The sequence below is a fragment of the Klebsiella sp. GG_Kp175 genome, from assembly GCF_040062325.1.
Classification (GTDB): Bacteria; Pseudomonadota; Gammaproteobacteria; order Enterobacterales; family Enterobacteriaceae; genus Klebsiella; species Klebsiella quasipneumoniae.
On record NZ_JBEAFX010000008.1, the window covers coordinates 48,826 to 73,598 of the forward strand.

Consider the following 24,773-nt stretch of genomic DNA (forward strand, 5'->3'; position numbering starts at 1 on the left):
TTAGTGTTCTCTGGTATCAAATGGTCCAGGCGGGACGGGATCGTCACCACCAGGGTGTAAAGGGTGGCATTTTAATACGCGTTTCATTGTCAACCAACTGCCTTTTATCACTCCAAACCTGCGTAAGGCCTCAATTCCGTATTGAGAACAGGTTGGGGTGAAACGACAATGCGGCCCGAGTAGCGGACTAATCAGGCGCTGATAAACTCGAATCAGGCCGATCAGGACCCGCGAGCCAGGCGACAATGGCGGCGCCATAATTTTTCCAACGCTTCCGAGAGAGCACGGTTATCGAGGTCGGCAACCCCTCTTTTCGCCACCACCACGAAATCCATAGGTGGGAGTTCATGTTGACGCAAACGAAAACTTTCACGCGTCAGACGTTTAATCCGATTGCGTTCATGTGCGCGTTTCACGTTTTTCTTGGCGACGGTGAGACCGATGCGGGGATGCCCCAGCGAATTCAGGCGGCCGAGGATGGTGATTTGCGGCGTGCCAGCCCGTTGTGGCTGCTGGAAGACGAAAGTGAAATGACTGGGAGTTAACAAGCGTAACTCCCTGGGAAATGCGAGCTTAACCACGCAGGGTTAGCTTTATTACTTGGAAACGGTCAGACGAGCGCGGCCTTTAGCACGACGACGTGCCAGAACCTGACGACCATTTTTAGTAGCCATACGAGCACGGAAGCCGTGAGAACGGTTGCGCTTCAGTACAGACGGTTGAAAAGTGCGTTTCATGGCGATTTCTACCTAAACTTGAATAAATTCACTGACTTTTGCGTAGACCCGAACGAACTTCGAACGACTTACGCCTCAGCGTGGGTGATTAAAGAGGCCGGATTGTAATAATTGTACACTCCGGAGTCAATTCTCTTTCCTTATTTCTCGCACCTCGTCGCACAAAAAATAAGCTGAGACGTGTGACGAAAACGGGCATTACGCGCCGGGTGGGGGATTATACGGCCTGGCCAGTAAAGCGCAAGGATCCTGAAGGATCTTTGTTAGATCGTTTGCGCCCAAAAGCGGCATAGCTCATTAATTTTTCCAATATGCGGCGGAAATCGTGCTTCACTCCTTCCAGGATCGATTACACTTACCCGGTTTCGATCCTTCCTGTGGATAAATCGGGAAGAATCTGTTGAGAAACACAAGATCTCTTTCTCAGTTTAGGCTATGATCCCCGGTCCCGATCGCGATCCCCGGATCCGCAGCGGGAAATAACCGCAGATAGCGGTTCGCACGTCACCCCTTTTGTGCAGGGGCTTTTCGGCTAATGCAGGGTCTTGTCGACGTGTGCCAACAATCACGATTGTTTCAGTTTTTCTTTGATATCGATTTTATGTTCGAGTGGAGTCCGCCGTGTCACTTTCGCTTTGGCAGCAGTGTCTTGCCCGATTGCAGGATGAGTTACCAGCCACAGAATTCAGCATGTGGATCCGCCCATTGCAGGCGGAACTGAGCGATAACACGCTGGCACTGTATGCGCCAAACCGTTTTGTGCTCGACTGGGTAAGGGACAAATACCTCAATAATATCAATGGACTACTCAATGATTTTTGCGGTGCGGACGCCCCGCAGCTGCGTTTTGAGGTGGGCGCTAAGCCCGCCAGCTCGCTGCAGAAAGGGGCGGTAAGCCCGGCCGCAGCGACTATCCCGGCGGCGCAGGTGCAGACCGCGCGCGTGGCGCCGACGATCGTGCGCCCTGGCTGGGATAATGTCCCGGCGCCAGCGGAGCCGACCTACCGTTCTAACGTTAACGTGAAACACACGTTTGATAACTTCGTCGAAGGTAAATCTAACCAGCTGGCCCGCGCGGCGGCGCGTCAGGTGGCGGATAACCCGGGCGGCGCCTACAACCCCCTGTTCCTTTATGGCGGGACGGGTCTGGGCAAAACCCACCTGCTGCACGCGGTGGGGAACGGTATCGTGGCGCGTAAACCGAACGCCAAAGTGGTCTATATGCACTCGGAGCGTTTCGTTCAGGACATGGTTAAAGCGCTGCAGAACAACGCCATCGAAGAGTTTAAGCGCTACTACCGATCCGTTGACGCCCTGCTGATCGATGACATTCAGTTCTTCGCCAATAAAGAGCGATCCCAGGAAGAGTTTTTCCATACCTTCAATGCCCTGCTGGAAGGTAATCAGCAGATCATTTTGACCTCGGATCGTTATCCCAAAGAGATCAACGGCGTTGAAGATCGTCTGAAATCCCGCTTCGGCTGGGGGCTGACGGTGGCGATCGAGCCGCCGGAGCTGGAAACCCGCGTCGCGATCCTGATGAAAAAAGCCGATGAGAACGACATCCGCCTGCCGGGTGAAGTAGCGTTCTTTATTGCCAAGCGTCTGCGCTCAAACGTGCGTGAGCTGGAGGGGGCGCTGAACCGCGTTATCGCCAACGCCAACTTCACCGGCCGGGCGATCACCATCGATTTCGTGCGCGAAGCGCTGCGCGATTTGCTGGCGCTGCAGGAAAAACTGGTCACCATCGACAATATTCAAAAGACGGTGGCGGAGTACTACAAGATTAAGGTAGCGGATCTGCTGTCCAAACGCCGCTCCCGTTCGGTGGCGCGTCCTCGTCAGATGGCGATGGCGCTGGCCAAAGAGCTGACCAACCACAGCCTGCCGGAAATCGGCGATGCGTTTGGCGGCCGCGACCATACCACCGTGCTGCACGCCTGCCGCAAGATTGAGCAGCTGCGTGAAGAAAGCCACGACATTAAAGAAGATTTTTCCAATTTAATCAGAACATTATCCTCGTGACGCTATGAAATTTACCGTAGAACGTGAACATTTATTAAAACCGCTGCAACAGGTGAGCGGTCCGTTAGGTGGTCGTCCGACGCTGCCCATTCTCGGTAACCTGCTGCTTCAGGTCGCGGACGGCGCGCTGTCGCTGACCGGTACCGATCTTGAAATGGAGATGGTGGCGCGCGTGGCGCTGGTTCAGCCGCACGAAGCGGGCGCCACCACCGTTCCGGCGCGTAAATTCTTTGATATCTGCCGCGGCCTGCCGGAAGGCGCGGAGATCGCGGTGCAGCTGGAAGGCGATCGCATGCTGGTGCGTTCCGGCCGCAGCCGCTTCTCGCTGTCGACCCTGCCCGCTGCCGATTTCCCGAATCTTGACGACTGGCAGAGCGAGGTGGAATTTACCCTGCCGCAGGCGACCATGAAGCGTCTGATCGAAGCGACCCAGTTCTCGATGGCGCACCAGGATGTTCGTTACTACTTAAACGGTATGCTGTTCGAAACCGAAGGCAGCGAACTGCGCACCGTTGCTACCGACGGCCACCGTCTGGCGGTCTGTTCGATGCCGCTGGAAGCGTCGCTGCCGAACCATTCGGTGATCGTGCCGCGTAAAGGGGTGATTGAGCTGATGCGGATGCTCGACGGCGGTGATACGCCGCTGCGCGTGCAGATTGGCAGCAATAACATCCGCGCCCACGTCGGCGATTTTATCTTCACTTCGAAGCTGGTTGATGGCCGTTTCCCGGATTATCGCCGCGTATTGCCGAAAAATCCGGATAAACACCTCGAAGCGGGCTGCGATATTCTGAAGCAGGCTTTTGCCCGCGCGGCGATTCTCTCCAATGAGAAATTCCGCGGCGTGCGGCTGTACGTGAGCGAAAATCAGCTGAAAATCACCGCCAATAACCCGGAGCAGGAAGAAGCGGAAGAGATTCTGGACGTGACCTACGCCGGAACGGAGATGGAGATTGGCTTCAACGTTAGCTACGTGCTGGATGTGCTGAACGCGCTGAAGTGCGAGAATGTACGGATTCTGCTGACGGATTCGGTGTCGAGCGTGCAGATTGAGGATGCGGCTTCGCAATCCGCCGCCTACGTTGTCATGCCAATGCGATTGTAGAATCTGCAAAGGGGCTGGTTTACTTGCCATTTCGCCTTCCGGCAGTGCTCGAAATGCTCACGTACTTCGTGTACGCTCCGCTTTCTGCGCGCTGGCGGTAGACGAACTGGCTGCGACACCCACGCCCCTTGAATGATGACGAGCTGATATGTCGCTATCCCGACTCCTGATCAAAGACTTCCGCAATATTGAACATGCGGATCTCGCTTTATCTCCCGGCTTTAACTTCCTGGTTGGCGCCAACGGCAGCGGCAAAACCAGCGTGCTGGAAGCTATCTATACGCTCGGTCATGGCCGGGCGTTTCGTAGTTTGCAAATTGGCCGGGTGATCCGCCACGAGCAGGATGCGTTTGTTCTGCACGGGCGTTTACAGGGCGAAGAGCGGGAAACCGCCATCGGCCTGACCAAAGACAAACAGGGCGACAGCAAGGTGCGTATCGACGGCACCGACGGCCACAAAGTGGCGGAGCTGGCGCACCTGATGCCGATGCAGCTGATTACGCCGGAGGGGTTTACTTTACTCAACGGCGGCCCCAAATACAGAAGAGCATTCCTTGACTGGGGATGCTTTCATAACGAAGCCGGATTCTTCACCGCCTGGAGCAACCTGAAGCGCCTGGTCAAGCAGCGCAACGCCGCGCTGCGTCAGGTCAGCCGCTATGCCCAGCTGCGGCCATGGGATCTGGAATTAATCCCGCTGGCGGAGCAGATCAGCCGCTGGCGTGCCGAATACAGCGCCGCTATCGTCGAAGACATGGCGGATACCTGTCAGCAATTTTTACCGGAATTCTCGCTCTCTTTCTCCTTCCAGCGCGGCTGGGAAAAAGAGACCGACTACGCTGAAGTGCTGGAGCGGAATTTCGAGCGCGACAGAATGTTAACCTATACCGCCCACGGCCCGCATAAAGCGGATTTCCGTATTCGTGCCGACGGGGCGCCGGTGGAAGATACCTTGTCGCGCGGGCAGCTTAAGCTGCTGATGTGCGCCCTGCGTCTGGCGCAGGGCGAGTTCCTCACCCGCGTCAGCGGGCGGCGCTGCCTGTACCTGATAGATGATTTTGCCTCGGAACTCGATGATGCCCGCCGCGGTCTGTTATCCAGTCGCCTGAAAGCGACGCAGTCGCAGGTTTTCGTCAGCGCGATCAGCGCTGAGCACGTTATGGACATGTCGGACAAAAATTCGAAGATGTTCCGCGTGGAAAAAGGTAAAATAACGGATTAACCCAAGATTAAATGAGCGAGAAACGTTGATGTCGAATTCTTATGACTCCTCCAGTATCAAAGTCCTGAAAGGGCTGGATGCGGTGCGTAAGCGCCCGGGTATGTATATCGGCGACACGGATGACGGCACCGGTCTGCACCACATGGTATTCGAGGTTGTGGATAACGCTATCGACGAAGCGCTCGCGGGTTACTGCAAAGATATCGTGGTGACCATCCACAGCGATAACTCCGTCTCCGTCCAGGATGACGGCCGCGGCATCCCGACCGGCATTCACCCGGAAGAGGGCGTCTCCGCAGCGGAAGTTATCATGACCGTCCTGCACGCTGGCGGTAAATTCGATGATAACTCCTATAAAGTCTCCGGCGGTCTGCACGGCGTAGGCGTCTCGGTGGTAAACGCCCTATCGCAGAAGCTGGAGCTGGTTATCCAGCGCGATAACAAAGTTCACAAGCAGATGTACGAACACGGTGTGCCGCAGGCGCCGCTGGCCGTGACTGGCGAAACCGACAAAACCGGCACCATGGTGCGTTTCTGGCCAAGCCTGGAAACCTTCACCAACGTCACCGAGTTTGAATACGATATCCTGGCGAAACGCCTGCGCGAGCTGTCGTTCCTGAACTCCGGGGTCTCTATCCGCCTGCGCGATAAGCGCGACGGCAAAGAAGATCATTTCCACTACGAAGGCGGCATCAAGGCGTTCGTTGAGTATCTCAATAAGAACAAAACGCCGATCCATCCGAATATCTTCTATTTTTCTACGGAAAAAGACGGTATCGGTGTGGAAGTGGCCCTGCAGTGGAACGATGGCTTCCAGGAAAACATTTACTGCTTTACCAATAACATTCCGCAGCGTGACGGTGGTACTCACCTTGCCGGCTTCCGTGCGGCGATGACCCGTACCCTCAACGCCTACATGGACAAAGAGGGCTACAGTAAAAAAGCGAAAGTCAGCGCCACCGGCGACGACGCCCGTGAAGGCCTGATTGCCGTGGTATCGGTGAAAGTGCCGGATCCGAAATTCTCCTCACAGACCAAAGACAAGCTGGTCTCCTCCGAGGTGAAATCGGCGGTTGAGCAGCAGATGAACGAACTGCTGAGCGAATACCTGCTGGAAAACCCGTCCGATGCGAAAATCGTGGTCGGCAAAATTATTGACGCCGCGCGCGCGCGCGAAGCCGCGCGTCGTGCCCGTGAGATGACCCGCCGTAAAGGCGCGCTGGATCTGGCTGGCCTGCCGGGCAAACTGGCGGACTGCCAGGAACGCGACCCGGCGCTCTCCGAACTGTACCTCGTGGAAGGGGACTCCGCGGGCGGCTCTGCGAAGCAGGGGCGTAACCGCAAGAATCAGGCGATCCTGCCGCTGAAGGGTAAAATCCTCAACGTTGAGAAAGCCCGCTTCGATAAAATGCTCTCTTCCCAGGAAGTGGCCACGCTGATCACCGCCCTTGGCTGCGGCATCGGCCGCGATGAGTACAACCCGGACAAACTGCGCTATCACAGCATCATCATCATGACCGATGCGGACGTCGACGGCTCGCACATTCGTACCCTGCTGTTGACCTTCTTCTATCGTCAGATGCCGGAGATCGTCGAGCGCGGCCACGTCTATATTGCCCAGCCGCCGCTGTACAAAGTGAAGAAAGGCAAACAGGAACAGTACATTAAAGACGACGAAGCGATGGATCAGTATCAGATCGCTATCGCTCTTGACGGTGCGACCCTGCATACTAACGCCAATGCGCCGGCGCTGGCGGGCGAACCGCTGGAAAAACTGGTTGCCGAGTTTAACGCCACCCAGAAAATGATTGGCCGCATGGAGCGCCGCTTCCCGAAAGCGCTGCTGAAAGAGCTTATCTATCAGCCGACCCTGACCGAGACCGATCTGGCTGACGAACAGAAGGTGACCCGCTGGGTGAACACGCTGGTATCCGAGCTGAATGAGAAAGAGCAGCACGGCAGCCAGTGGAAATTTGATCTCCACGAGAACAAAGAGCTGCAGCATTTTGAACCAGTTATTCGCGTTCGTACCCACGGCGTGGACACCGACTATCCGCTGGATAATGAGTTCATTATGGGGCCGGAATATCGCCGTATCTGTACCCTGGGCGAGAAACTGCGCGGCCTGATGGAAGAAGATGCTTACATCGAGCGCGGCGAACGTCGTCAGCCGGTGGCCAGCTTCGAGCAGGCCCTGGACTGGCTGGTGAAAGAGTCCCGTCGCGGTCTTTCCATCCAGCGCTATAAAGGTCTGGGCGAGATGAACCCGGATCAGCTGTGGGAGACCACCATGGATCCGGACAGTCGCCGCATGCTGCGCGTCACCGTCAAGGATGCCATTGCTGCCGATCAGCTGTTCACCACCCTGATGGGTGATGCGGTTGAACCACGTCGCGCCTTTATCGAAGAAAACGCCCTGAAAGCGGCGAATATCGATATCTAAGCCGTGTGTTCCCCCGGAGCGAGTTTGCCCGGGGTAACGGAATGTCTGAGCCCGGTCGCATGGCGCGACCGGGCTTTTTTTTGCCAGTAAAAGGGGAATCCTCTGCTGCGGTTCCATCCCCCTTTCTGGCCGACACTTTTACTGTTTTTTGAGCGGAATCGCGTTAGCATGAGGGAAGACTCATCTTACCCGGGGATCCTATGGCTATTAAACTGATTGCAATCGATATGGACGGCACTCTGCTGCTGCCAGACCATACCATCTCTCCTGCGGTGAAAGCCGCCATTGCCGCGGCGCGTGAGCGCGGCGTCAACGTGGTGCTGACCACCGGCCGCCCTTACGCCGGCGTTCACAGCTATCTGAAAGAGCTGCATATGGAGCAGCCGGGTGATTACTGCATTACCTACAATGGCGCGCTGGTGCAAAAAGCCGGGGACGGCAGCACCGTGGCGCAAACCGCGTTGAGCTATGACGACTATCGCTTCCTCGAACAGCTTTCCCGCGAGGTCGGCTCCCACTTCCACGCGCTTGATCGCAATACGCTGTATACCGCAAACCGCGATATCAGCTACTACACCGTGCATGAATCCTATGTGGCGACCATCCCGCTGGTGTTCTGCGAAGCGGAAAAGATGGACCCTGAGATCCAGCTGCTGAAAGTCATGATGATCGATGAGCCGGCGATCCTCGACCAGGCCATCGCCCGTATCCCGGCGGAAGTGAAAGAGAAGTACACCGTGCTGAAAAGCGCGCCTTACTTCCTCGAAATACTGGATAAACGCGTCAATAAAGGCACCGGCGTGAAGTCGCTGGCCGATGCGCTGGGTATCAAACCGGAAGAGATTATGGCGATTGGCGATCAGGAAAATGATATCGCGATGATAGAATTCGCCGGCGTCGGCGTGGCGATGGATAACGCCATTCCGGCGGTCAAAGAGGCGGCGAACTTCATTACCAAATCGAACCTCGATGATGGCGTCGCCTTCGCTATTGAAAAATACGTTTTAGCGTAAGCTTCCTTCAGGCCCGGCGTTCTTCGGGCCTGTCTTCTCTTTTTTCATGAACAGATGTTAATCCGCATTTAAATCCCTTACTCCGCACAGGGGATTCTATAAGCTACCCGCCCTCTTTTTTTGCAATTCAGAACTAACATCATATTTTTCATGAATAAACGTCATTATTTGATGTTGGTTACGCTGCCATTCGCCTCTGTTCAGATTTGCGCGGCCGCGGAACCAACGACGCCGCTTGAGCCGGCGTACGCCTATCACGGCGTCGAGCCTGCGGATCTGCCGGCGCCGGCCGACACCGAGGCTGAGACAGCGGAATCGGCGCCGATATTGCCATTTCTAGGCGACGAGGCCAGAAAACGTGGCTACGTCCTGCCGCTGCCGTTTGGCGTCAGCATTAATTATATGGATATGCGGCAGAATATTAATGTCGACAGCATTAGCTTCACCGGCCTGTCGCTGGACGGCCGCAATATCGATTGCGGTAAGGATCCTGTTTGCAAACACGCCGTGAAGAACATTTTCGCTAAGGGGCCGGTCTCGCTGGACAACGCCTTCCAGATTGGCGTCGGTCATACGCGGGAAAGCAGCAAAACCGAGACGCTCAAGCTGGATGCCTGGCTGCTGCCGTTTATGAATGTTTATGGTCTCGTCGGACACACCGAGGGGCACTCCATTTCGCAGATTGCCGTCGGCCTGAAGGGACCGAACGGCAAAGTGGTGCCCATACCCGGGATGCAGGACCTCGACTTTCGCCTCGATTTTAAAGGTACCACCTATGGGATGGGCTCCACGCTGGTGGGCGGCGTCGGCAACTGGTTTACGGTGCTGGACGCTAACTACACCCAGACCCGCTTTGATATCCTCGACGGCAGCATTGATGCGTTTACCTTTTCGCCGCGCGTAGGCTATCGTTTCATTACGCCTTCGGTCGATGCGCTACATCTCCCCGCCGGTAAGCTGAACCTGTGGGTCGGCAGCATGTATCAGGACGTGCAGCAGGAGTTTAAGGGCAGCCTTAACGATCTCTCGATGCCGTCGCCGCTGCTGCAGAATATGGTCAACCTGGCCAACCAGGACAATAACGGTCGCTTCGATGTGAAGCAGCATCTGCAGTCGCCGTGGAACGTGCTGGTGGGCGCACAGTATGAGCTGACGCAGAATTTTAACATCACCACGGAGTTTGGTTTTGCCGAACGTAACAGCTTCTTTATCTCCGGTGAGTATCGCTTTTGAGCCGACCGCTTAACCCTGTTCTGTTGCTTCTGACATGCGCGCTATGCGCGCCGGTCCAGGCCAAGGTCACCAGCCGCGAGCAAATCGACGGCTGGCTGCAGCATCTCGGCGCCAGCGATAAGTTCGACGCCAGCAAAGGCATTGACTGGGGCATGATGCCCGGTCCGTTTTATACGCCGGAGCTGGGGCTGGGCATCGGCACTGCCGTCGTCGGTCTCTACCGTCCCGATCCGCAGGATACCACCAGCCAGAATTCCACGCTGACGCTCAGCGGCTACGCCAGCTCCACCGGCGCCTTTGGCCTTAGCGTGAAAAACTACGCTTTTTTTGACCACGACCGATGGCGAATTTTTGTTGATGGTTCAATGGCCAACACCCCGACGTACTTCTGGGGACAAGGCTTTCATGCCGGCGATAAAGACAACGAAAAAGAGAAATATACCGCCCAGGTGCTGACCCTGCGCCCGACGGTCTACCGACAGCTTATCGACAATGTTTATCTCGGCGCTGGATGGTCGCTGGCGGCGCAGAATGCCGATAAGATGGACCATAACGATCTGCCGAAAATTGAAAATACCCCGCAGGGACCGTCGGTATTCAGCTCGGGTGCCAGCGTCGCGCTCAACTGGGACGATCGCGACTTCGTCCCCAATCCGCGCCGGGGTCAGTATGCCAACTTTCGTTACACCCACTATGCGCCCGGCTTAGGCAGCGATACCCGCTTTGAAGAATTTCAGCTGCACTACAGCCATTATCATGCCCTCAGCGAGAAAAGCGTCCTCGCCTGGGAGGCCGATGGCGCCTTCACCCAGGGCGAGGTACCGTGGAGCATGATGCCGCTGCTGGGCAGCGATGAACGGATGCGCGGCTACTACCAGGGGCGCTACCGGGATAAAAACGTCGTCAGCGGTCAGCTGGAATATCGCCGGCAACTCACCTGGCGGCACGGGATTGTCGCCTGGGCCGGGGCAGGAACCATGGGGCCTTCACTGTCGTCGCTGAATAATGGCCGCTGGCTACCTTCGGCGGGCGTTGGCTACCGCTTTGAATTCAAACCTCGCGTTAACGTTCGCCTCGACTACGGTATCGGCAAAGGCAGCAGCGGCTTTTACTTCCAGGTCGGCGAAGCGTTTTAAGCTCGTCGCCGGGCATTCAACCCGGTGCGGATTGCGGTATGCTAAGGCTACTCTCATATCGGCCCGGTCAGCACACCATGAAACAAGTTACCTTTGCTCCTCGCAACCACCAGCTCACCAACACCCGCACCTGGACCCCCGACAGCCAGTGGCTGGTGTACGACGTCCGCCCGTCCGGCGCGTCGTTCACCGGCGAGACCATAGAGCGAGTGAACGTAAACAGCGGCGCGGTGGAGACCATTTATCGTGCCACGCAAGGCGCGCACGTCGGCGTGGTGACCGTGCATCCAACCCAGGATCGCTATGTGTTTATTCACGGCCCCGAGCGGCCGGATGCACAGTGGCAGTATGATTTTCATCACCGTCGCGGGGTGGTGGCTTTTCAGGATACCGTCGAGAATCTGGACGCCATGGACATTACCGCCCCTTACACCCCCGGGGCGCTGCGCGGCGGCAGCCACGTCCATGTCTATAGCCCCAACGGCCGACTGGTCAGTTTTACCTACAACGATCATGTGCTGCATGAGCGCGACCCGGCGTTGGATCTGCGTAACGTCGGCGTGGCGGCGCCGTATGGACCCGTGACGCCGCCGGGCCACCATCCGCGCGAATACGGCGGCAGCCACTGGTGCGTGCTGGTGAGCCGCACGACGCCGACTCCCGCGCCGGGCAGCGATGAGATTAATCGCGCCTATGAAGAGGGCTGGGTCGGGAACCATGCGCTGGCGTTTATTGGCGATACGCTGGCGGAAAACGGCGACAAAGTCCCGGAGCTGTTTATTGTCGAGCTGCCGCAGGATGAAGCCGGCTGGAAGCAGCCCGGCGGGGCGCCGCTGGCGGGCACCGCAAGCACGATGCCGGCGCCGCCAGCGGGCATCAGTCAGCGTCGTTTGACCTTCACCCACCATCGCCGCTACCCGGGGCTGGTGAACGTTCCGCGCCACTGGGTGCGCGCCAATCCGCAGGCGACGGCGATAGCCTTTCTGATGCGCGACGACGCCGGCGTAGTGCAGCTATGGCTTATTTCCCCGCGGGGGGGCGAGCCGCGGCAGTTGACGCATCACGCGTCGGGTATCCAGTCGGCGTTTAACTGGCATCCGTCGGGAGAGTGGCTGGGCTTTGTACTGGAGGGGCGGATTGCCTGCTGTCATGCCGGCACAGGCGATATCACCTTTTTAACCGAGGCGCATGCTCATGCGCCCTCGGCGGACGCGATCGTCTTTTCGCCAGACGGTAAACAGATTGCCTGGATGGAGGAGGTGGACGGTTATCGTCAGCTGTGGGTTACGCAGACCGGGCGATAACTTACTGGGCAGGCATCGGCGCTGGCGGGATCACCGAGTTGGTCGCCAGCGTGGCCTTCTCGCTCTTTTCGACCCGAGATTTGATTGAGCTGTCGGTGCGGAACATATCCCACGGCAGCAGCAGGGTATCCATGACGGCGGTGAACGGCATGTCCAGCGCCACCAGCGATTTCACACCCCAGTTGGTATTGCTGTCCCCCAGCGTTTGCGCACTGGATCGCGTGCCCGGATAGGTTCCCTCTTTGCCACCGGTATGTGACATTACGCTGGAGCAACCGCTCAGGCTTATTATCCCGCTGAACAGGACCAGCTTTAACAGTCGTCTGCTTTTCATTGTTCTTCCATCGTCGTTTCGGGCGTTGAGATAACCTTGTTGGGTTATATCGGGCCATCCCGTGAATGCATAGCGTTATTGCGCCGCACTGTGGCGGGCATCGCACTTTGCTTTTTGTGCTCCTCCCCCCAGTCTAAGCAATCATCGGCAAACTGCAAAAAAAAACGCCCCGAATCCCTTGAAAAGGACGGGGAGAAACCCATTTTATAGGTGTAACCCGCTGAGAATACGCCTGAGGGGTATTCCGGATTACCGCGGCCTGTCCACGATGGAAGGTCATTTGATTCTCGCTGATTTTCAGGAGCTATTTATTATGCGTAACTTCGATCTCTCCCCGCTTTATCGTTCAGCCATTGGTTTCGACCGCCTGTTTAACCTGCTGGAAAACAATCAAAGCCAGAGCAATGGCGGCTACCCTCCGTATAACGTCGAGCTGGTAGACGAAAACCACTATCGCATCGCCATCGCGGTGGCCGGCTTTGCTGAAAGCGAACTGGAGATCACCGCCCAGGACAATCTGCTGATCGTCAAAGGCGCCCACGCTGCCGAGCAGAAAGAGCGGACCTACCTGTATCAGGGGATCGCCGAGCGCAACTTCGAGCGCAAATTCCAGCTAGCGGAAAACATTCATGTCCGCGGCGCCAACCTGGTAAACGGTCTGCTGTATATCGATCTGGAACGGGTGATCCCGGAAGCGAACAAGCCGCGCCGTATCGAAATCAACTAATTGTCTCTCTCAGGCCGCAAGGCGGCCTGATGTAACAACCTGCTCGCCGTCAGGGAGCAGATGCGAATTCACGCAATTCGCAGACATTCACTCGCTTCTTAGAAGGAGAAAACAGTATGCGTAACTACGATTTATCCCCCCTGCTGCGTCAATGGATCGGTTTTGACAAACTGGCCAGCGCCCTGCAAACCGCCGGTGAAAGCCAGAGCTTCCCGCCCTATAACATCGAAAAAAGCGACGATAACCACTACCGCATCACCCTTGCGCTGGCCGGTTTCCGTCAGGAAGATCTGGATATTCAACTGGAAGGCACCCGCCTGGTGGTAAAAGGCACACCGCAGCAGCCGGAAAAAGAGACCACCTGGCTACACCAGGGGCTGGTGAGCCAGGCCTTCAGCCTGAGCTTCACCCTCGCTGACAACATGGAGGTCTCTGGCGCGACCTTCACCAACGGTCTGCTGCATATCGATCTGACCCGCAATGAGCCTGAGCAGATCGCCCCGCAGCGTATCGCCATCAGCGAACGACCGGCGTTAAATAGTTAATTAAGCGAAAAACTTATAAAGCCCCGATTTTCGGGGCTTTTTTGTGCCTGTCTGTTTGCTGGTATTGTGCGCCAGGCAGCATACAACCCGCCTGGCCGCGGTCATAATCCCTGTTAATAATAATGTTATTCACAGGGACGGTACCATGAGTGAGATAGCATTGACGGTCAGCGTACTGGCGCTGGTGGCGGTGGTTGGGTTGTGGATCGGCAATGTCAAAATCCGCGGCGTTGGCTTTGGTATTGGCGGCGTGTTATTTGGCGGCATTATCGTCGGTCACTTTGTCGATCAGGCGGGCGTCGCCCTCAGCAGCCCGATGCTGCATTTTATTCAGGAATTCGGCTTGATCCTGTTTGTCTACACCATCGGTATCCAGGTGGGACCGGGCTTTTTCGCCTCGCTGCGGGTCTCAGGCCTGCGGCTCAATCTGTTCGCTATCCTGATCGTGATTCTCGGCGGCCTGGTCACCGCGGTGCTGCATAAGCTGTTCAATATTCCTCTCCCGGTGGTGCTTGGCATCTTCTCCGGCGCGGTGACCAACACGCCGGCGCTGGGGGCCGGGCAGCAAATCCTGCGCGATCTCGGGGTGCCGTTCGAGGTGGTCGATCAGATGGGGATGAGCTACGCGATGGCGTATCCGTTCGGCATCTGCGGCATTCTGCTGACCATGTGGCTGGTACGCCTGTTCTTTCGCATCAATGTCGAGAAAGAGGCCCAGCAGTTTGAGGAGAGCAGCGGCAACGGCCATGCCCATTTGCACACCATCAACGTGCGGGTGGAGAACCCCAACCTCCACCAGATGGCTATTCAGGATGTGCCGATGCTCAACAGCGACAATATCGTCTGTTCGCGGCTGAAGCGCGGTGAGCTGCTGATGGTGCCTGCGCCGGGAACCCTTATCCAGGCCGGCGATCTGCTGCACCTGGTGGGGCGGCCGGAGGATCTGCACAATGCGCAACTGGTGATCGGCCAGGAGGTGGCCACCTCGCTGTCAACGCGCGGCACCGACCTGAAGGTGGAGCGGGTGGTGGTGACTAACGAGAAAGTGCTGGGGAAGAAAATACGCGATCTGCACGTCAAACAGCGCTATGACGTGGTGATCTCCCGGCTTAATCGCGCAGGCGTCGAACTGGTGGCCAGCAGCAGCGCCAGCCTGCAGTTTGGCGATATCCTCAACCTGGTCGGCCGTCCGGAGGCGATTGACGCCGTGGCCGCCGAGCTGGGTAACGCCCAGCAGAAGCTGCAGCAGGTTCAGATGCTGCCGGTATTTATCGGCATCGGCCTCGGGGTACTGCTGGGTTCTATCCCGTTGTTTATTCCCGGCTTCCCCGCCGCCCTGAAGCTGGGGCTAGCCGGGGGGCCGCTGATTATGGCGCTGATCCTCGGGCGTATCGGTAGCATCGGCAAGCTGTACTGGTTTATGCCGCCGAGCGCCAACCTGGCGCTGCGCGAGCTGGGGATCGTGCTGTTTCTGGCGGTGGTCGGGCTAAAATCGGGGGGCGACTTTGTGGCGACCCTGACCCAGGGCGATGGCCTGAGCTGGATCGCTTACGGCATTTTCATCACCGCCATCCCGCTGCTGACGGTAGGCATTCTCGCGCGCATGCTGGCGAACATGAACTATCTGACGCTGTGCGGCATGCTGGCCGGCTCGATGACCGACCCGCCGGCGCTGGCCTTCGCCAACAATCTGCACGCCACCAGCGGCGCGGCGGCGCTCTCTTACGCTACCGTCTATCCGCTGGTGATGTTTCTGCGGATTATCACCCCGCAGCTACTCGCCGTGCTGTTCTGGGGGCTGAGCTAGCGGGCTGTGCGTCTGGACGCGGCGCAGATGGTAGTCCACCTGATACTCGCTGGCGTTGCGGAACATGACCGAATAGTTAAGAAACTCGCCGCTGTCGCTGTAGGAAAGGGAGGTAATACGCAGCAGCGGCGTCTGCTCCGGGACGTTCATTGAGCGCGCCAGCTGCTTGTCCGCCAGCACCGGCGTCAGCGTTTCATAGTTCCCGCTGATGATGATCCCGCACTCCTTCTCAATATAATCAAATTTCGACCCTTCCAGATGACTCAGCGACAGGTTGCGGAACAGCTTCACCGGCATATAGCTATCCTCCAGCATCAGCGGCTTGCCGTCGACGAAGCGCACCCGCCGTGAGAAGTAGATCCGTTCATCAATTTTAATCCGCAGCAGGCTGGCGATGGCCGGCGGGGCAGGCATCACTTCGAAGGCCAGCACCTGGCTCACCACCTCTTTACCCTGTTTGCGCAGCACTTCCGCCAGGCCGGTGAGATTGCTGGTTTCATGATGGACGTCTTTGCGCGCCACGTAGGTCCCCGAGCCGTGACGACGGACCACCAGCCCCCAGTCCACCAGCAGGTCGATGGCTTTGCGGATGGTCATGCGCGCCACCCCGAACTCCTCGGCCAGTTTTTTCTCTCCCGGCAGCGGGCTGCCGATGGCGAAGTCGGCAGAATTCAGCCGTAGCCGCAGGCGGTCAGCAATGGATTTGTAGATCACCAGTAGTCCTCTTGTACAGGAAAGGGCGAGGTTATTTTCTTCACCTTTTAGCAAAAAATAGGTTTTAAGACAGATAGTTATTATCCATTCATTAGATCGATTACATCCTTTAGCTTATCGATGTCTAACTTTTGTTAGCGAAGTAGACAACTTTGGCCAAATTAAAACCATGAAAGCGATCACGAATCGCAACGGCGCGGCATGTTGTCGGACGGGCAAATTCCTATTCTCGAGTGAGGCCGGTAACCAAGAAAAAGAAGGCCATTCACCCTACGAGTTGTTATATGAGGATTTCCCAATGCTCAGTCAAATACAACGCTTTGGCGGCGCCATGTTTACCCCGGTTTTATTGTTTCCTTTCGCCGGGATCGTGGTCGGTATCGCCATTATGTTGCGCAACCCGATGTTCGTCGGCGAAGCGCTGACCGCACCCGACAGCCTGTTTGCACAGATCGTTCACATCATCGAAGAGGGCGGCTGGACCGTCTTTCGTAATATGCCGCTGATTTTCGCCGTCGGCCTGCCGATTGGCCTGGCGAAGCAGGCCCAGGGCCGGGCCTGTCTGGCGGTACTGGTGAGCTTTCTCACCTGGAACTACTTTATCAATGCCATGGGGATGACCTGGGGCCACTTCTTCGGCGTCGACTTTTCCGTTGAACCCACGGCCGGCAGCGGCCTGACGATGATTGCCGGGATTAAAACCCTCGACACCAGCATTATCGGGGCGATCGTCATCTCCGGCCTGGTGACGGCCCTGCATAATCGCTATTTCGATAAACCCCTGCCGGTGTTCCTCGGCATCTTCCAGGGCTCATCGTTTGTGGTCATTGTCGCCTTCCTCGCGATGATCCCCTGCGCCTGGCTGACGCTGCTCGGCTGGCCAAAAGTCCAGCTGGGTATTGAATCGCTACAGGCCTTCCTGCGCTCTGCCGGCGCGCTTGGGGTGTGGGTTTACATCTTCCTTGAGCGCATTCTGATCCCCACCGGCCTGCACCACTTCGTCTATGGCCCGTTCATCTTTGGCCCGGCGGTGGTGGAGGGGGGACTACAGGTCTACTGGGCAGAGCATCTGCAGGCGTTCAGTCAGAGTACGGAACCGCTGAAGACGCTGTTCCCGGAGGGCGGCTTTGCCCTGCACGGTAACTCGAAAGTGTTTGGTTCGGTGGGCATTGCGCTGGCGCTCTACTTCACCGCCGCGCCGGAAAATCGCGTCAAGGTTGCCGGCCTGCTGATCCCCGCCACGTTGACCGCGATGCTGGTCGGGATCACCGAGCCGCTGGAGTTCACCTTCCTGTTCATCTCGCCGCTGCTGTTCGCCGTCCACGCGGTGCTGGCGGCGTCCATGGCGACGGTAATGTACATCTGCGGGGTGGTGGGCAATTTCGGCGGCGGCCTGCTCGACCAGTTCTTGCCGCAAAACTGGATCCCAATGTTTCATCACCACGCCTCGATGATGTTCATTCAGATAGGTATTGGTCTCTGTTTCACCGCCCTCTACTTCGTGGTCTTCCGCACCCTGATCCTGCGTCTGAACCTGAAGACGCCGGGCCGGGAAGAGAGTGAAATCAAGCTCTACAGCAAGGCCGATTACCAGGCGGCACGAGGTAAAACCACGGCCGCCGCCGCGCCAGAGACCCGGCTGGGTCAGGCCGCTGGCTTCCTGCAGGCCCTCGGCGGCGCACGCAACATTGAAAGTATCAATAACTGCGCCACCCGACTGCGCATCGCGCTGGTCGATATGGCGAAAACGCAAAGTGACGACGTCTTTAAAGCGCTGGGCGCCCACGGGGTAGTTCGCCGCGGCAACGGGATTCAGGTCATCGTCGGCCTGCACGTTCCCCAGGTGCGCGACCAGCTGGAAAACCTGATGAAAGATTCTCTTTCGACCGAACATACCACTATGACGGAGGCAGTATCATGAAAAAATTCTCAGTTGTTATCGCAGGCGGCGGCAGCACCTTCACTCCGGGCATTGTCCTGATGCTGCTGGCAAACCAGGATCGTTTTCCGCTGCGGTCGCTGAAATTTTATGACAACGACGGCGCGCGCCAGGAGACCATCGCCGAGGCGTGCAAAGTGATCCTCAAAGAGCAGGCGCCGGAGATTGAATTCAGCTATACCACCGATCCGCAGGCGGCGTTTACCGATGTTGATTTCGTCATGGCGCATATCCGCGTCGGGAAATATCCGATGCGTGAACAGGATGAGAAAATCCCGCTGCGCCACGGCGTGCTGGGCCAGGAGACCTGCGGACCGGGCGGGATCGCCTACGGTATGCGCTCTATCGGCGGCGTGCTGGAGCTGGTGGATTATATGGAAAAATATTCGCCGAACGCCTGGATGCTCAACTACTCCAACCCGGCGGCGATTGTGGCGGAAGCCACCCGCCGTCTGCGGCCAAACGCCAAAATCCTCAACATCTGCGATATGCCAATCGGTATCGAAGGGCGGATGGCGCAGATTGTTGGCCTCAAAGACCGTAAACAGATGCGCGTGCGCTACTACGGCCTTAACCACTTCGGCTGGTGGACTTCGATTGAGGATCTCGACGGCAACGATTTGATGCCAAAACTGCGCGAATATGTGGCGAAATACGGCTATGTGCCGCCTTCTAACGACCCGCACACCGAGGCCAGCTGGAACGACACTTTTGCCAAAGCGAAAGATGTGCAGGCGCTGGATCCGCAGACCATGCCGAATACCTATCTGAAATATTACCTGTTCCCGGACTACGTGGTGGCCCACTCCAACCCGGAACGCACCCGCGCCAATGAGGTGATGGATCATCGCGAGAAAAACGTCTTCAGCGCCTGCCGGGCGATTATTGCCGCCGGGAAATCCTCCGCTGGCGATTTGGAAATTGACGAGCACGCGTCGTATATCGTCGATCTGGCGACGGCCATCGCCTTTAACACCCAGGAAAGGATGCTGCTGATTGTGCCGAACAACGGCGCGATCCATAACTTTGACGCTGACGCGATGGTGGAAATTCCTTGCCTGGTGGGTCACAACGGGCCGGAGCCGCTGACGGTCGGCGACATCCCGCACTTCCAGAAAGGGATGATGAGCCAGCAGGTGGCGGTGGAAAAACTGGTGGTCGATGCCTGGGAACAGCGCTCTTACCACAAGCTGTGGCAGGCGATTACCCTGTCGAAAACCGTGCCGAGTGCCTCGGTGGCAAAAGCGATCCTCGACGACCTGATTGCCGCCAACAAAGATTACTGGCCGGAGCTGCATTAATCCCCGCCGTTGACCGGCGCCCTGCGGGGCGCCGGTTCTTCTCCCCGGTTCCTGATTTACGCTATGCTGAAGCCTGCTGCGCGATGAACAAGGAACCGTCATGAAAATCTCCCGCCTCGGCGAAGCGCCGGATTACCGCTTTTCGCTGGCTAACGAACGTACCTTTCTGGCATGGATCCGCACGGCGCTCGGTTTTCTCGCCGCTGGCGTCGGTCTTGACCAGCTGGCGCCAGACTTTGCCACGCCGCTGATCCGTGAAATTCTCGCCCTGCTGCTGTGCCTGTTTGCCGGCGGCATGGCCATCTATGGCTATCTGCGCTGGCTGAATAACGAGAAGGCGATGCGCCTGAAGCAGGATCTCCCCTATACCCGGACGCTGCTGGTGATTAGCATCCTGCTGCTGGCGGTGGTGGTCGCGGTGATGCTGCTGGTGCTGTATGGCGGATAAACGCCGGGCGCGGCGGGAAAGCGACCCGGGGCTACAGCCAGAGCGTACCTCGCTGGCCTGGTTTCGCACCCTGTTGGGCTATGGCGCGCTGATGGCGCTGGCGATTAAGCACAGCTGGCACCGCGCCGGACTGCCTTTCTGGCTGTCGATCGGCGTGCTGACGATAGTGGCGGTGATACTCTGGGGCTATACCCGCCGTCGTCATCTGATGGACGTCGACGATAGCGATTTTTTACAGCCGCGGGCGGTTCGTGACAAATTTTTGATCGCACTCGCAGTACTTTCTCTGGCATTCCTGTTTGCTGTTACTCACCTTCAACAGATCGTTTTATTCATTAGGGATATGTCATGACAGGATGTCCGGCGAATTTGCCTCTTACTCATGCCCCCGGCCAGCACCATGACACTCCCTTTCAGGCTGTCGTTGTGGAGGCGCATCATTGCCATCAACCGCAGGCGTTCTATGCGCAGCTGCGTCAACAGGGACTCACGGCTATCCATTTTATTCCGCAGCTGGCGGCCGGCGACGCCGCGCTTTGGGGTGAGTTTCTCTGCGCAGTCTTTCACCGCTGGGTGCGGGAAGATATTGGCCGTATCAATATTTTGCTGTTTAGCGAGACGCTGAGCGCCTGGTGCGGCGAGTTGATAACGCAGGCGGGGGCGCTGGCGGCCAACAGCGCCTGCTACGGCTGTCCGTGGCTACGCCTGTGCCGCTGCGGCGAACAGGAAGACCCGCTGTGCGCGGGTTACCGGCAGTTTTACGATCTCAGCGGGCCCTATATGCGGGTGATGCGGGACCTGCGCCGACAGCAGCGGCCGCCAGAGGCGTTGATGCCGCTGCTGCGCTGAAGATTAGCGCCCCTTCGCCAGATACTGCGCCATCTCCTCTTCCGGCACCATTCCGCCGCCGGTGGCCCACACCAGGTGGGTCGCCTGCTGCAGCTGTTGCTCACTCAGCCCCTGCAGCTGATGGTACGCTTTGCTGGCACAGACGCGCTGCGGCCCGGCCATTCCGGCCAGCGCGGAGGGTTCAAGGCGGATATTTTCCGCTGTCGCCAGCCAGCCCAGCATGTCATACATCGTCTGGTCATCAAGGGTATAGAACCCGTCGAGCAGGCGCTCCATTGCCCGGCCAACGAAGCCGGACGCCCGGCCGACCGCCAGACCGTCGGCGGCGGTCAGATTATCAATGCCTAAATCCTGCACCGCTATCTGGTCATGAAGCCCGGTATAGACGCCGAGCAGCATGCAGGGGGAGTGGGTCGGTTCGGCGAACAGGCAGTGAACGTGGTCGCCAAAGGCCAGCTTGAGGCCAAACGCCACGCCGCCAGGGCCGCCGCCGACGCCGCACGGCAGGTAGACGAACAGCGGATGGTCGGTATCGACCACCCGTCCGGCTTTGGCGAACTGCGCCTTCAGGCGCTCGCCGGCCACGGCATAGCCGAGGAACAGCGTGCGCGAATTTTCATCGTCGATGAAAAAGCAGTTTGGGTCGGATTCCGCCGCCTTGCGCCCCTGTTCGACCGCCACGCCGTAGTCCTCTTCATACTCCACCACCGTCACGCCGTGGCTGCGCAGTTTGGCCTTTTTCCACGCCCGGGCGTCTGCGGACATATGCACGGTAACCTTAAAGCCGATGCGGGCGCTCATGATGCCGATCGACATCCCGAGGTTGCCGGTGGAGCCGACGGCGATGCTGTACTGGCTGAAGAACTGTTTAAACTCCGGCGTCAGCAATTTGCGATAATCGTCTGCGGTAGTCAGCAGTCCGGCTTCCAATGCCAGCTTTTCCGCATGGGTCAGCACTTCATAAATGCCGCCGCGCGCTTTGATCGAGCCGGAGATCGGCAGATGGCTGTCTTTTTTCAGCAGCAGTTCGCCGCCAATCGGCTGGCCGAATTTTTGCTCAAGGCGGTGCTTCATTGCTGGAATGGCGACCACTTCCGATTCGATAATCCCGCCGCTGGCGGCTGTTTCCGGGAAGGCTTCCGCCAGATAGGGCGCGAAGCGCTGCAGGCGGGCATGGGCGTCCTGCACGTCGTCGGCGGTCAGGCCGACGTAAGGCAATCCCTTCGCCAGGGTGGTGGTGGCGGGGTTAAACCAGGTGGTTTCTTTCAGGGCGATCAGATCCTGCACAAGCGGGAAGGTCGCGGTTAAGGTGGTCAGGTCAGCGTGTTTCATCATACGTCTCTTTGCGCTCAGATAATGAAAGAAAGCAGGAAGGTGGCGGCCAGTGCAAGTAGCGACGCGATAAAAGTCGCCGTCGTGTAGTACTTGAACGTTTCACTGAGGCTGGCGCCGCAGTACTGTTTTACCAGCCAGAACAGGGAGTCGGTGACGATCGTGCAGCCAATGGCGCCGGAACCGATGGCAATGGCGATGATCTCCGGGCTGACGCCGGGATAAAGCGGCAGCATCGGGGCAACGATGGCGGTAGCGCCCATCATCGCCACGGTGGCGGAGCCAACGGCGGCGTGCAGGATAAGCGCCACCAGCCAGGCCAGCAAAATCGGGTGCATATCGAGGTTCGACAGGATCACCGCCAGGCTATCGGCCAGGCCGCTGGATTTTAAAATCGCGTTGAATGCGCCGCCTGCGCCGATAATCAGCAGGATGTTGGCGATAGACCCAAAGCCGTTTTCCGTATGGGTCAGCAGGATGCCCATCCCCATCTGCCGACGAATGCCGAGCATGTAATAGGCGACAAAGACGGCGATAAACATCGCGGTGATCGGGTTGCCGATAAATTCCAGCACCGTATACAGCTTGCCGCCTTTCGCCATGTTCAGTTCGGCGACGGTTTTCACCAGCATCAGGCCAATCGGCAGCAGTACGGTAAACAGCGTGGCGCCGAGCGACGGCAGCGTCGACGCCTCGCGGACCTCAAGGTTGGCAAATTCGGCCGGAACCGGTTTGTACGGCAGGCGGTTGCCTAACGCTCTGAGAAACAGCGGACCGCCAACCAGCGAGGCGATCAGACCGACCAGCAGGCCATAAACAATCACTGTGCCGATATCGGCGCCCAGTTTGTTAGCGACAAACAGGGCCGCCGGATGCGGGGGGACCACGCAGTGCACCGCCATCAGCGCGGTACACAGCGGAATAGCTAGCTTCAGCAGCGAGGTATGGGTTTTTTTGGCGATGGAGAAGGCCAGGGGGATCAGCAGGACCACGCCGACTTCGACAAACAGCGTGATGCCGCAGATCAGGCCGACCAGCACCATAATCACGTCCGCCGACAGCCAGCGGCAGCGCTGCAGCGCCAGGCCGATGCGCTCCGCCGCGCCGGAGACCTCCATCATCTTGCCGAGAATGGTGCCGAGACCAATCACCGCCGCCAGGAAGCCCAGCGTGCCGCCGATCCCGCTCTCGATGGCGTTGACCATCTCCAGCGGGCCCATTCCCATCATCGCGCCGACGAAAAAGCTCGCCAGCAGCAGCGCCAGAAAAGGATGAAACTTCAGTTTGACGATCGTTAAGACGATTAACACGATGCTGATCAGCAGCGTGCTCACAACCCAGACTTGCGAACCCATATTCCACCTCGCCTGTGAATAATCTGGCCTTATTGAAGCGAGAATCGTCATGGGCTGACAAACGATATAAATGGGCTTTAAGGTGAGGAGAATTGAATCAAATGGGTGATTTAGTTCAAAAACGGACCATTAAATATGCTATGGGTCAAATTAATTCACCCTTTAGCGGCAAAATCGCCGTGATTTTTTTATCATCAACAACCACTGTATTTGCCAGGAACGCGTGATGGATGTGCTAAAAACCTTAGGTACCCGGTTGCTGAACGGCTGGCAGCTCTCCAGGCTGTCGACCTTTGAAGTGGCGGCGCGGCACGAGTCGTTTGCCCTGGCCGCCGACGAGCTGGCGCTCACGCCTGGCGCCGTCAGCCACCGGATTAATCAGCTTGAAGCGGAGCTGGGGATCCTGCTCTTTGTCCGCTCGCATCGCAAAGTTGAGCTGACGCGTGAAGGTAAGCGGGTCTACTGGGCGCTGAAGTCGTCGCTGGATGGCCTCAATCAGGAGATCCTCGACATCAAAAACCAGGAGCTCTCCGGCAGTCTGACGGTCTACTCGCGGCCCTCTATCGCCCAGTGCTGGCTGGTGCCGGCCTTGGGTGACTTTACCCGCCGTTACCCGGCCATCTCCCTCACCGTGCTGACCGGCAACGAGAACGTTAACCTGCAGCGGACGGGCATCGATCTGGCGATCTATTTTGATGATGCGCCGTCGTCGCAGCTGAGCCACCATTTTCTGATGGATGAGGCGATCGTGCCGGTATGTACGCCAAATTACGCGCAACAGCGGCAGTTAATGTCGAATCCGGGCAATCTGCGCCACTGTACGTTGCTCCACGACCGCCAGGCATGGAGCAACGATTCCGGCACCGACGAGTGGTATAGCTGGGCGCAGCAGTTTGCGGTGGAACTGCCGCCATCGTCGGGGATTGGCTTCGATCGTTCCGATTTAGCGACGATTGCGGCGATGAATCATGTCGGGGTGGCGATGGGGCGTAAGCGGCTGGTGCAGAAGCGGCTGGAGAGTGGGGAGTTGATCGCCCCGTTTGGCGATATGACGCTGAAATGCCACCAGCACTACTATGTAACCACCCTGCCGGGTCGCCAGTGGCCGAAAATCGACGCCTTTATCGAGTGGCTGCATAGCCTGACATAAGACAAAAGCAGCCACCGGGAGGTAGCCCGGATAAGGCGTCAGCCGCTATCCGGG

General features: G+C 57.9%; 24 protein-coding genes and 1 other annotated feature. Of the genes, 17 read left to right on the forward strand and 7 right to left on the reverse strand.

Annotated elements, in window-relative coordinates; translation table 11 throughout:
• Genes yidD through rpmH form a run of 3 tightly spaced genes read right to left on the reverse strand, consistent with a single transcriptional unit; the run spans position 1 to position 737 of the window.
• The gene (yidD, locus tag ABLU73_RS14120; protein ID WP_004151536.1) at positions 1 to 258 is read right to left on the reverse strand and encodes a membrane protein insertion efficiency factor YidD; all 258 of its coding nucleotides are present in this window, start codon (positions 256 to 258) and stop codon (positions 1 to 3) included.
• Positions 222 to 581: a ribonuclease P protein component gene (gene rnpA, locus ABLU73_RS14125; protein ID WP_004151535.1), complete on the reverse strand. Its 360-nt coding sequence runs from the start codon at positions 579 to 581 to the stop codon at positions 222 to 224. The genes yidD and rnpA overlap by 37 nt, the downstream gene beginning before the upstream one ends.
• 15 nt (positions 582 to 596) lie before the next feature.
• Complete coding sequence (rpmH, locus tag ABLU73_RS14130) at positions 597 to 737, reverse strand: 50S ribosomal protein L34 (RefSeq protein ID WP_000831330.1); 141 nt, start codon at positions 735 to 737, stop codon at positions 597 to 599.
• A 621-nt stretch (positions 738 to 1,358) separates the two neighbouring features.
• Here rpmH and dnaA point away from each other — a divergent pair.
• The 8 genes from dnaA (at position 1,359) to ABLU73_RS14170 (ending at position 12,218) form a co-directional block, all read left to right on the forward strand.
• Entirely contained in the window at positions 1,359 to 2,762 is a 1,404-nt protein-coding gene (gene dnaA, locus ABLU73_RS14135) for a chromosomal replication initiator protein DnaA (protein WP_017899658.1), read from the forward strand.
• Positions 2,763 to 2,766: 4 nt separating this feature from the next.
• Positions 2,767 to 3,867: a DNA polymerase III subunit beta gene (dnaN, locus tag ABLU73_RS14140; RefSeq protein WP_004145090.1), complete on the forward strand. Its 1,101-nt coding sequence runs from the start codon at positions 2,767 to 2,769 to the stop codon at positions 3,865 to 3,867.
• 148 nt (positions 3,868 to 4,015) lie between these two features.
• Positions 4,016 to 5,089 (forward strand): DNA replication/repair protein RecF, encoded by a 1,074-nt coding sequence (gene recF, locus ABLU73_RS14145; protein ID WP_004202283.1) that lies wholly within the window; start codon positions 4,016 to 4,018, stop codon positions 5,087 to 5,089.
• Positions 5,090 to 5,117: 28 nt separating this feature from the next.
• Entirely contained in the window at positions 5,118 to 7,532 is a 2,415-nt protein-coding gene (gene gyrB / locus ABLU73_RS14150) for a DNA topoisomerase (ATP-hydrolyzing) subunit B (protein ID WP_060656538.1), read from the forward strand.
• A gap of 200 nt (positions 7,533 to 7,732) precedes the next feature.
• The gene (gene yidA / locus ABLU73_RS14155) at positions 7,733 to 8,545 is read left to right on the forward strand and encodes a sugar-phosphatase (RefSeq protein ID WP_004202280.1); all 813 of its coding nucleotides are present in this window, start codon (positions 7,733 to 7,735) and stop codon (positions 8,543 to 8,545) included.
• Between the two features lie 150 nt (positions 8,546 to 8,695).
• Positions 8,696 to 9,778, forward strand: a complete 1,083-nt coding sequence (locus ABLU73_RS14160) for a hypothetical protein (RefSeq protein ID WP_264924735.1) — start codon at positions 8,696 to 8,698, stop codon at positions 9,776 to 9,778.
• Positions 9,779 to 9,798: 20 nt separating this feature from the next.
• Positions 9,799 to 10,914, forward strand: coding sequence for a BamA/TamA family outer membrane protein (locus ABLU73_RS14165; RefSeq protein ID WP_224052249.1), 1,116 nt, complete (start codon positions 9,799 to 9,801; stop codon positions 10,912 to 10,914).
• Positions 10,915 to 10,991: 77 nt separating this feature from the next.
• Entirely contained in the window at positions 10,992 to 12,218 is a 1,227-nt protein-coding gene (locus ABLU73_RS14170) for a DUF3748 domain-containing protein (protein ID WP_264924736.1), read from the forward strand.
• Between the two features lies 1 nt (position 12,219).
• On the opposite strand, the gene ABLU73_RS14175 is transcribed toward ABLU73_RS14170, so the two are convergent.
• Entirely contained in the window at positions 12,220 to 12,552 is a 333-nt protein-coding gene (locus ABLU73_RS14175) for a YceK/YidQ family lipoprotein (RefSeq protein WP_004202272.1), read from the reverse strand.
• Positions 12,553 to 12,796: 244 nt separating this feature from the next.
• Positions 12,797 to 12,872, forward strand: a sequence feature (ROSE (Repression Of Heat Shock gene Expression) occurs in the 5'-region of heat shock genes and acts as an RNA thermometer to modulate expression.).
• Between ABLU73_RS14175 and ibpA the strand changes: the two genes are divergently transcribed.
• The 3 genes from ibpA (at position 12,866) to ABLU73_RS14190 (ending at position 15,631) form a co-directional block, all read left to right on the forward strand.
• Positions 12,866 to 13,279 (forward strand): small heat shock chaperone IbpA, encoded by a 414-nt coding sequence (gene ibpA / locus ABLU73_RS14180; RefSeq protein ID WP_004151523.1) that lies wholly within the window; start codon positions 12,866 to 12,868, stop codon positions 13,277 to 13,279. Its footprint overlaps the feature before it by 7 nt.
• A 116-nt stretch (positions 13,280 to 13,395) precedes the next feature.
• Positions 13,396 to 13,824 carry a small heat shock chaperone IbpB gene (ibpB, locus tag ABLU73_RS14185; protein WP_004145074.1) on the forward strand — a complete coding sequence of 143 codons (429 nt, stop codon included), beginning with the start codon at positions 13,396 to 13,398 and terminating at the stop codon, positions 13,822 to 13,824.
• Between the two features lie 145 nt (positions 13,825 to 13,969).
• Positions 13,970 to 15,631, forward strand: a complete 1,662-nt coding sequence (locus tag ABLU73_RS14190) for a putative transporter (RefSeq protein ID WP_004202271.1) — start codon at positions 13,970 to 13,972, stop codon at positions 15,629 to 15,631.
• Here ABLU73_RS14190 and ABLU73_RS14195 read toward each other — a convergent pair.
• Positions 15,599 to 16,345, reverse strand: a complete 747-nt coding sequence (locus ABLU73_RS14195; RefSeq protein ID WP_004202269.1) for a GntR family transcriptional regulator — start codon at positions 16,343 to 16,345, stop codon at positions 15,599 to 15,601. The genes ABLU73_RS14190 and ABLU73_RS14195 overlap by 33 nt on opposite strands.
• A 298-nt stretch (positions 16,346 to 16,643) precedes the next feature.
• Between ABLU73_RS14195 and ABLU73_RS14200 the strand changes: the two genes are divergently transcribed.
• The 5 genes from ABLU73_RS14200 (at position 16,644) to ABLU73_RS14220 (ending at position 20,882) form a co-directional block, all read left to right on the forward strand.
• Positions 16,644 to 18,266 carry an alpha-glucoside-specific PTS transporter subunit IIBC gene (locus ABLU73_RS14200; protein ID WP_049116811.1) on the forward strand — a complete coding sequence of 541 codons (1,623 nt, stop codon included), beginning with the start codon at positions 16,644 to 16,646 and terminating at the stop codon, positions 18,264 to 18,266.
• Positions 18,263 to 19,585 (forward strand): 6-phospho-alpha-glucosidase, encoded by a 1,323-nt coding sequence (locus ABLU73_RS14205; RefSeq protein WP_017899668.1) that lies wholly within the window; start codon positions 18,263 to 18,265, stop codon positions 19,583 to 19,585. The genes ABLU73_RS14200 and ABLU73_RS14205 overlap by 4 nt, the downstream gene beginning before the upstream one ends.
• 100 nt (positions 19,586 to 19,685) lie before the next feature.
• Complete coding sequence (locus tag ABLU73_RS14210) at positions 19,686 to 20,033, forward strand: DUF202 domain-containing protein (protein WP_004202264.1); 348 nt, start codon at positions 19,686 to 19,688, stop codon at positions 20,031 to 20,033.
• A complete protein-coding gene (locus ABLU73_RS14215; protein WP_053809841.1) occupies positions 20,023 to 20,385 on the forward strand; it encodes a DUF202 domain-containing protein in 363 nt (120 codons plus the stop codon). The genes ABLU73_RS14210 and ABLU73_RS14215 overlap by 11 nt, the downstream gene beginning before the upstream one ends.
• A 74-nt stretch (positions 20,386 to 20,459) precedes the next feature.
• A complete protein-coding gene (locus ABLU73_RS14220) occupies positions 20,460 to 20,882 on the forward strand; it encodes a regulator (protein WP_094309715.1) in 423 nt (140 codons plus the stop codon).
• Between the two features lie 3 nt (positions 20,883 to 20,885).
• On the opposite strand, the gene dsdA is transcribed toward ABLU73_RS14220, so the two are convergent.
• Complete coding sequence (gene dsdA / locus ABLU73_RS14225; protein WP_264924740.1) at positions 20,886 to 22,214, reverse strand: D-serine ammonia-lyase; 1,329 nt, start codon at positions 22,212 to 22,214, stop codon at positions 20,886 to 20,888.
• A 17-nt stretch (positions 22,215 to 22,231) separates the two neighbouring features.
• The gene (gene dsdX / locus ABLU73_RS14230; protein ID WP_264924737.1) at positions 22,232 to 23,569 is read right to left on the reverse strand and encodes a D-serine transporter DsdX; all 1,338 of its coding nucleotides are present in this window, start codon (positions 23,567 to 23,569) and stop codon (positions 22,232 to 22,234) included.
• Positions 23,570 to 23,795: 226 nt separating this feature from the next.
• Here dsdX and dsdC point away from each other — a divergent pair, with 226 nt between their 5' ends.
• Positions 23,796 to 24,719, forward strand: coding sequence for a DNA-binding transcriptional regulator DsdC (dsdC, locus tag ABLU73_RS14235; protein WP_264924738.1), 924 nt, complete (start codon positions 23,796 to 23,798; stop codon positions 24,717 to 24,719).
• The last annotated feature ends 54 nt before the right edge of the window (positions 24,720 to 24,773 follow it).

Bases quoted from the DNA above. Each gene is read 5' to 3' on its own strand.
- ABLU73_RS14190 (WP_004202271.1), top strand. From the start codon at position 13,970: ATGAGTGAGATAGCATTGACGGTCAGCGTACTGGCGCTGGTGGCGGTG.
- ABLU73_RS14200 (WP_049116811.1), top strand. From the start codon at position 16,644: ATGCTCAGTCAAATACAACGCTTTGGCGGCGCCATGTTTACCCCGGTT.
- dsdX (WP_264924737.1), bottom strand. From the start codon at position 23,569: ATGGGTTCGCAAGTCTGGGTTGTGAGCACGCTGCTGATCAGCATCGTG.
- recF (WP_004202283.1), top strand. From the start codon at position 4,016: ATGTCGCTATCCCGACTCCTGATCAAAGACTTCCGCAATATTGAACAT.
- ABLU73_RS14170 (WP_264924736.1), top strand. From the start codon at position 10,992: ATGAAACAAGTTACCTTTGCTCCTCGCAACCACCAGCTCACCAACACC.
- ABLU73_RS14215 (WP_053809841.1), top strand. From the start codon at position 20,023: ATGGCGGATAAACGCCGGGCGCGGCGGGAAAGCGACCCGGGGCTACAG.
- dnaN (WP_004145090.1), top strand. From the start codon at position 2,767: ATGAAATTTACCGTAGAACGTGAACATTTATTAAAACCGCTGCAACAG.
- ibpB (WP_004145074.1), top strand. From the start codon at position 13,396: ATGCGTAACTACGATTTATCCCCCCTGCTGCGTCAATGGATCGGTTTT.
- yidA (WP_004202280.1), top strand. From the start codon at position 7,733: ATGGCTATTAAACTGATTGCAATCGATATGGACGGCACTCTGCTGCTG.
- gyrB (WP_060656538.1), top strand. From the start codon at position 5,118: ATGTCGAATTCTTATGACTCCTCCAGTATCAAAGTCCTGAAAGGGCTG.
- ABLU73_RS14175 (WP_004202272.1), bottom strand. From the start codon at position 12,552: ATGAAAAGCAGACGACTGTTAAAGCTGGTCCTGTTCAGCGGGATAATA.
- ABLU73_RS14205 (WP_017899668.1), top strand. From the start codon at position 18,263: ATGAAAAAATTCTCAGTTGTTATCGCAGGCGGCGGCAGCACCTTCACT.
- yidD (WP_004151536.1), bottom strand. From the start codon at position 258: ATGGCGCCGCCATTGTCGCCTGGCTCGCGGGTCCTGATCGGCCTGATT.
- ABLU73_RS14210 (WP_004202264.1), top strand. From the start codon at position 19,686: ATGAAAATCTCCCGCCTCGGCGAAGCGCCGGATTACCGCTTTTCGCTG.
- ABLU73_RS14160 (WP_264924735.1), top strand. From the start codon at position 8,696: ATGAATAAACGTCATTATTTGATGTTGGTTACGCTGCCATTCGCCTCT.
- dsdA (WP_264924740.1), bottom strand. From the start codon at position 22,214: ATGAAACACGCTGACCTGACCACCTTAACCGCGACCTTCCCGCTTGTG.
- ibpA (WP_004151523.1), top strand. From the start codon at position 12,866: ATGCGTAACTTCGATCTCTCCCCGCTTTATCGTTCAGCCATTGGTTTC.
- rpmH (WP_000831330.1), bottom strand. From the start codon at position 737: ATGAAACGCACTTTTCAACCGTCTGTACTGAAGCGCAACCGTTCTCAC.
- dsdC (WP_264924738.1), top strand. From the start codon at position 23,796: ATGGATGTGCTAAAAACCTTAGGTACCCGGTTGCTGAACGGCTGGCAG.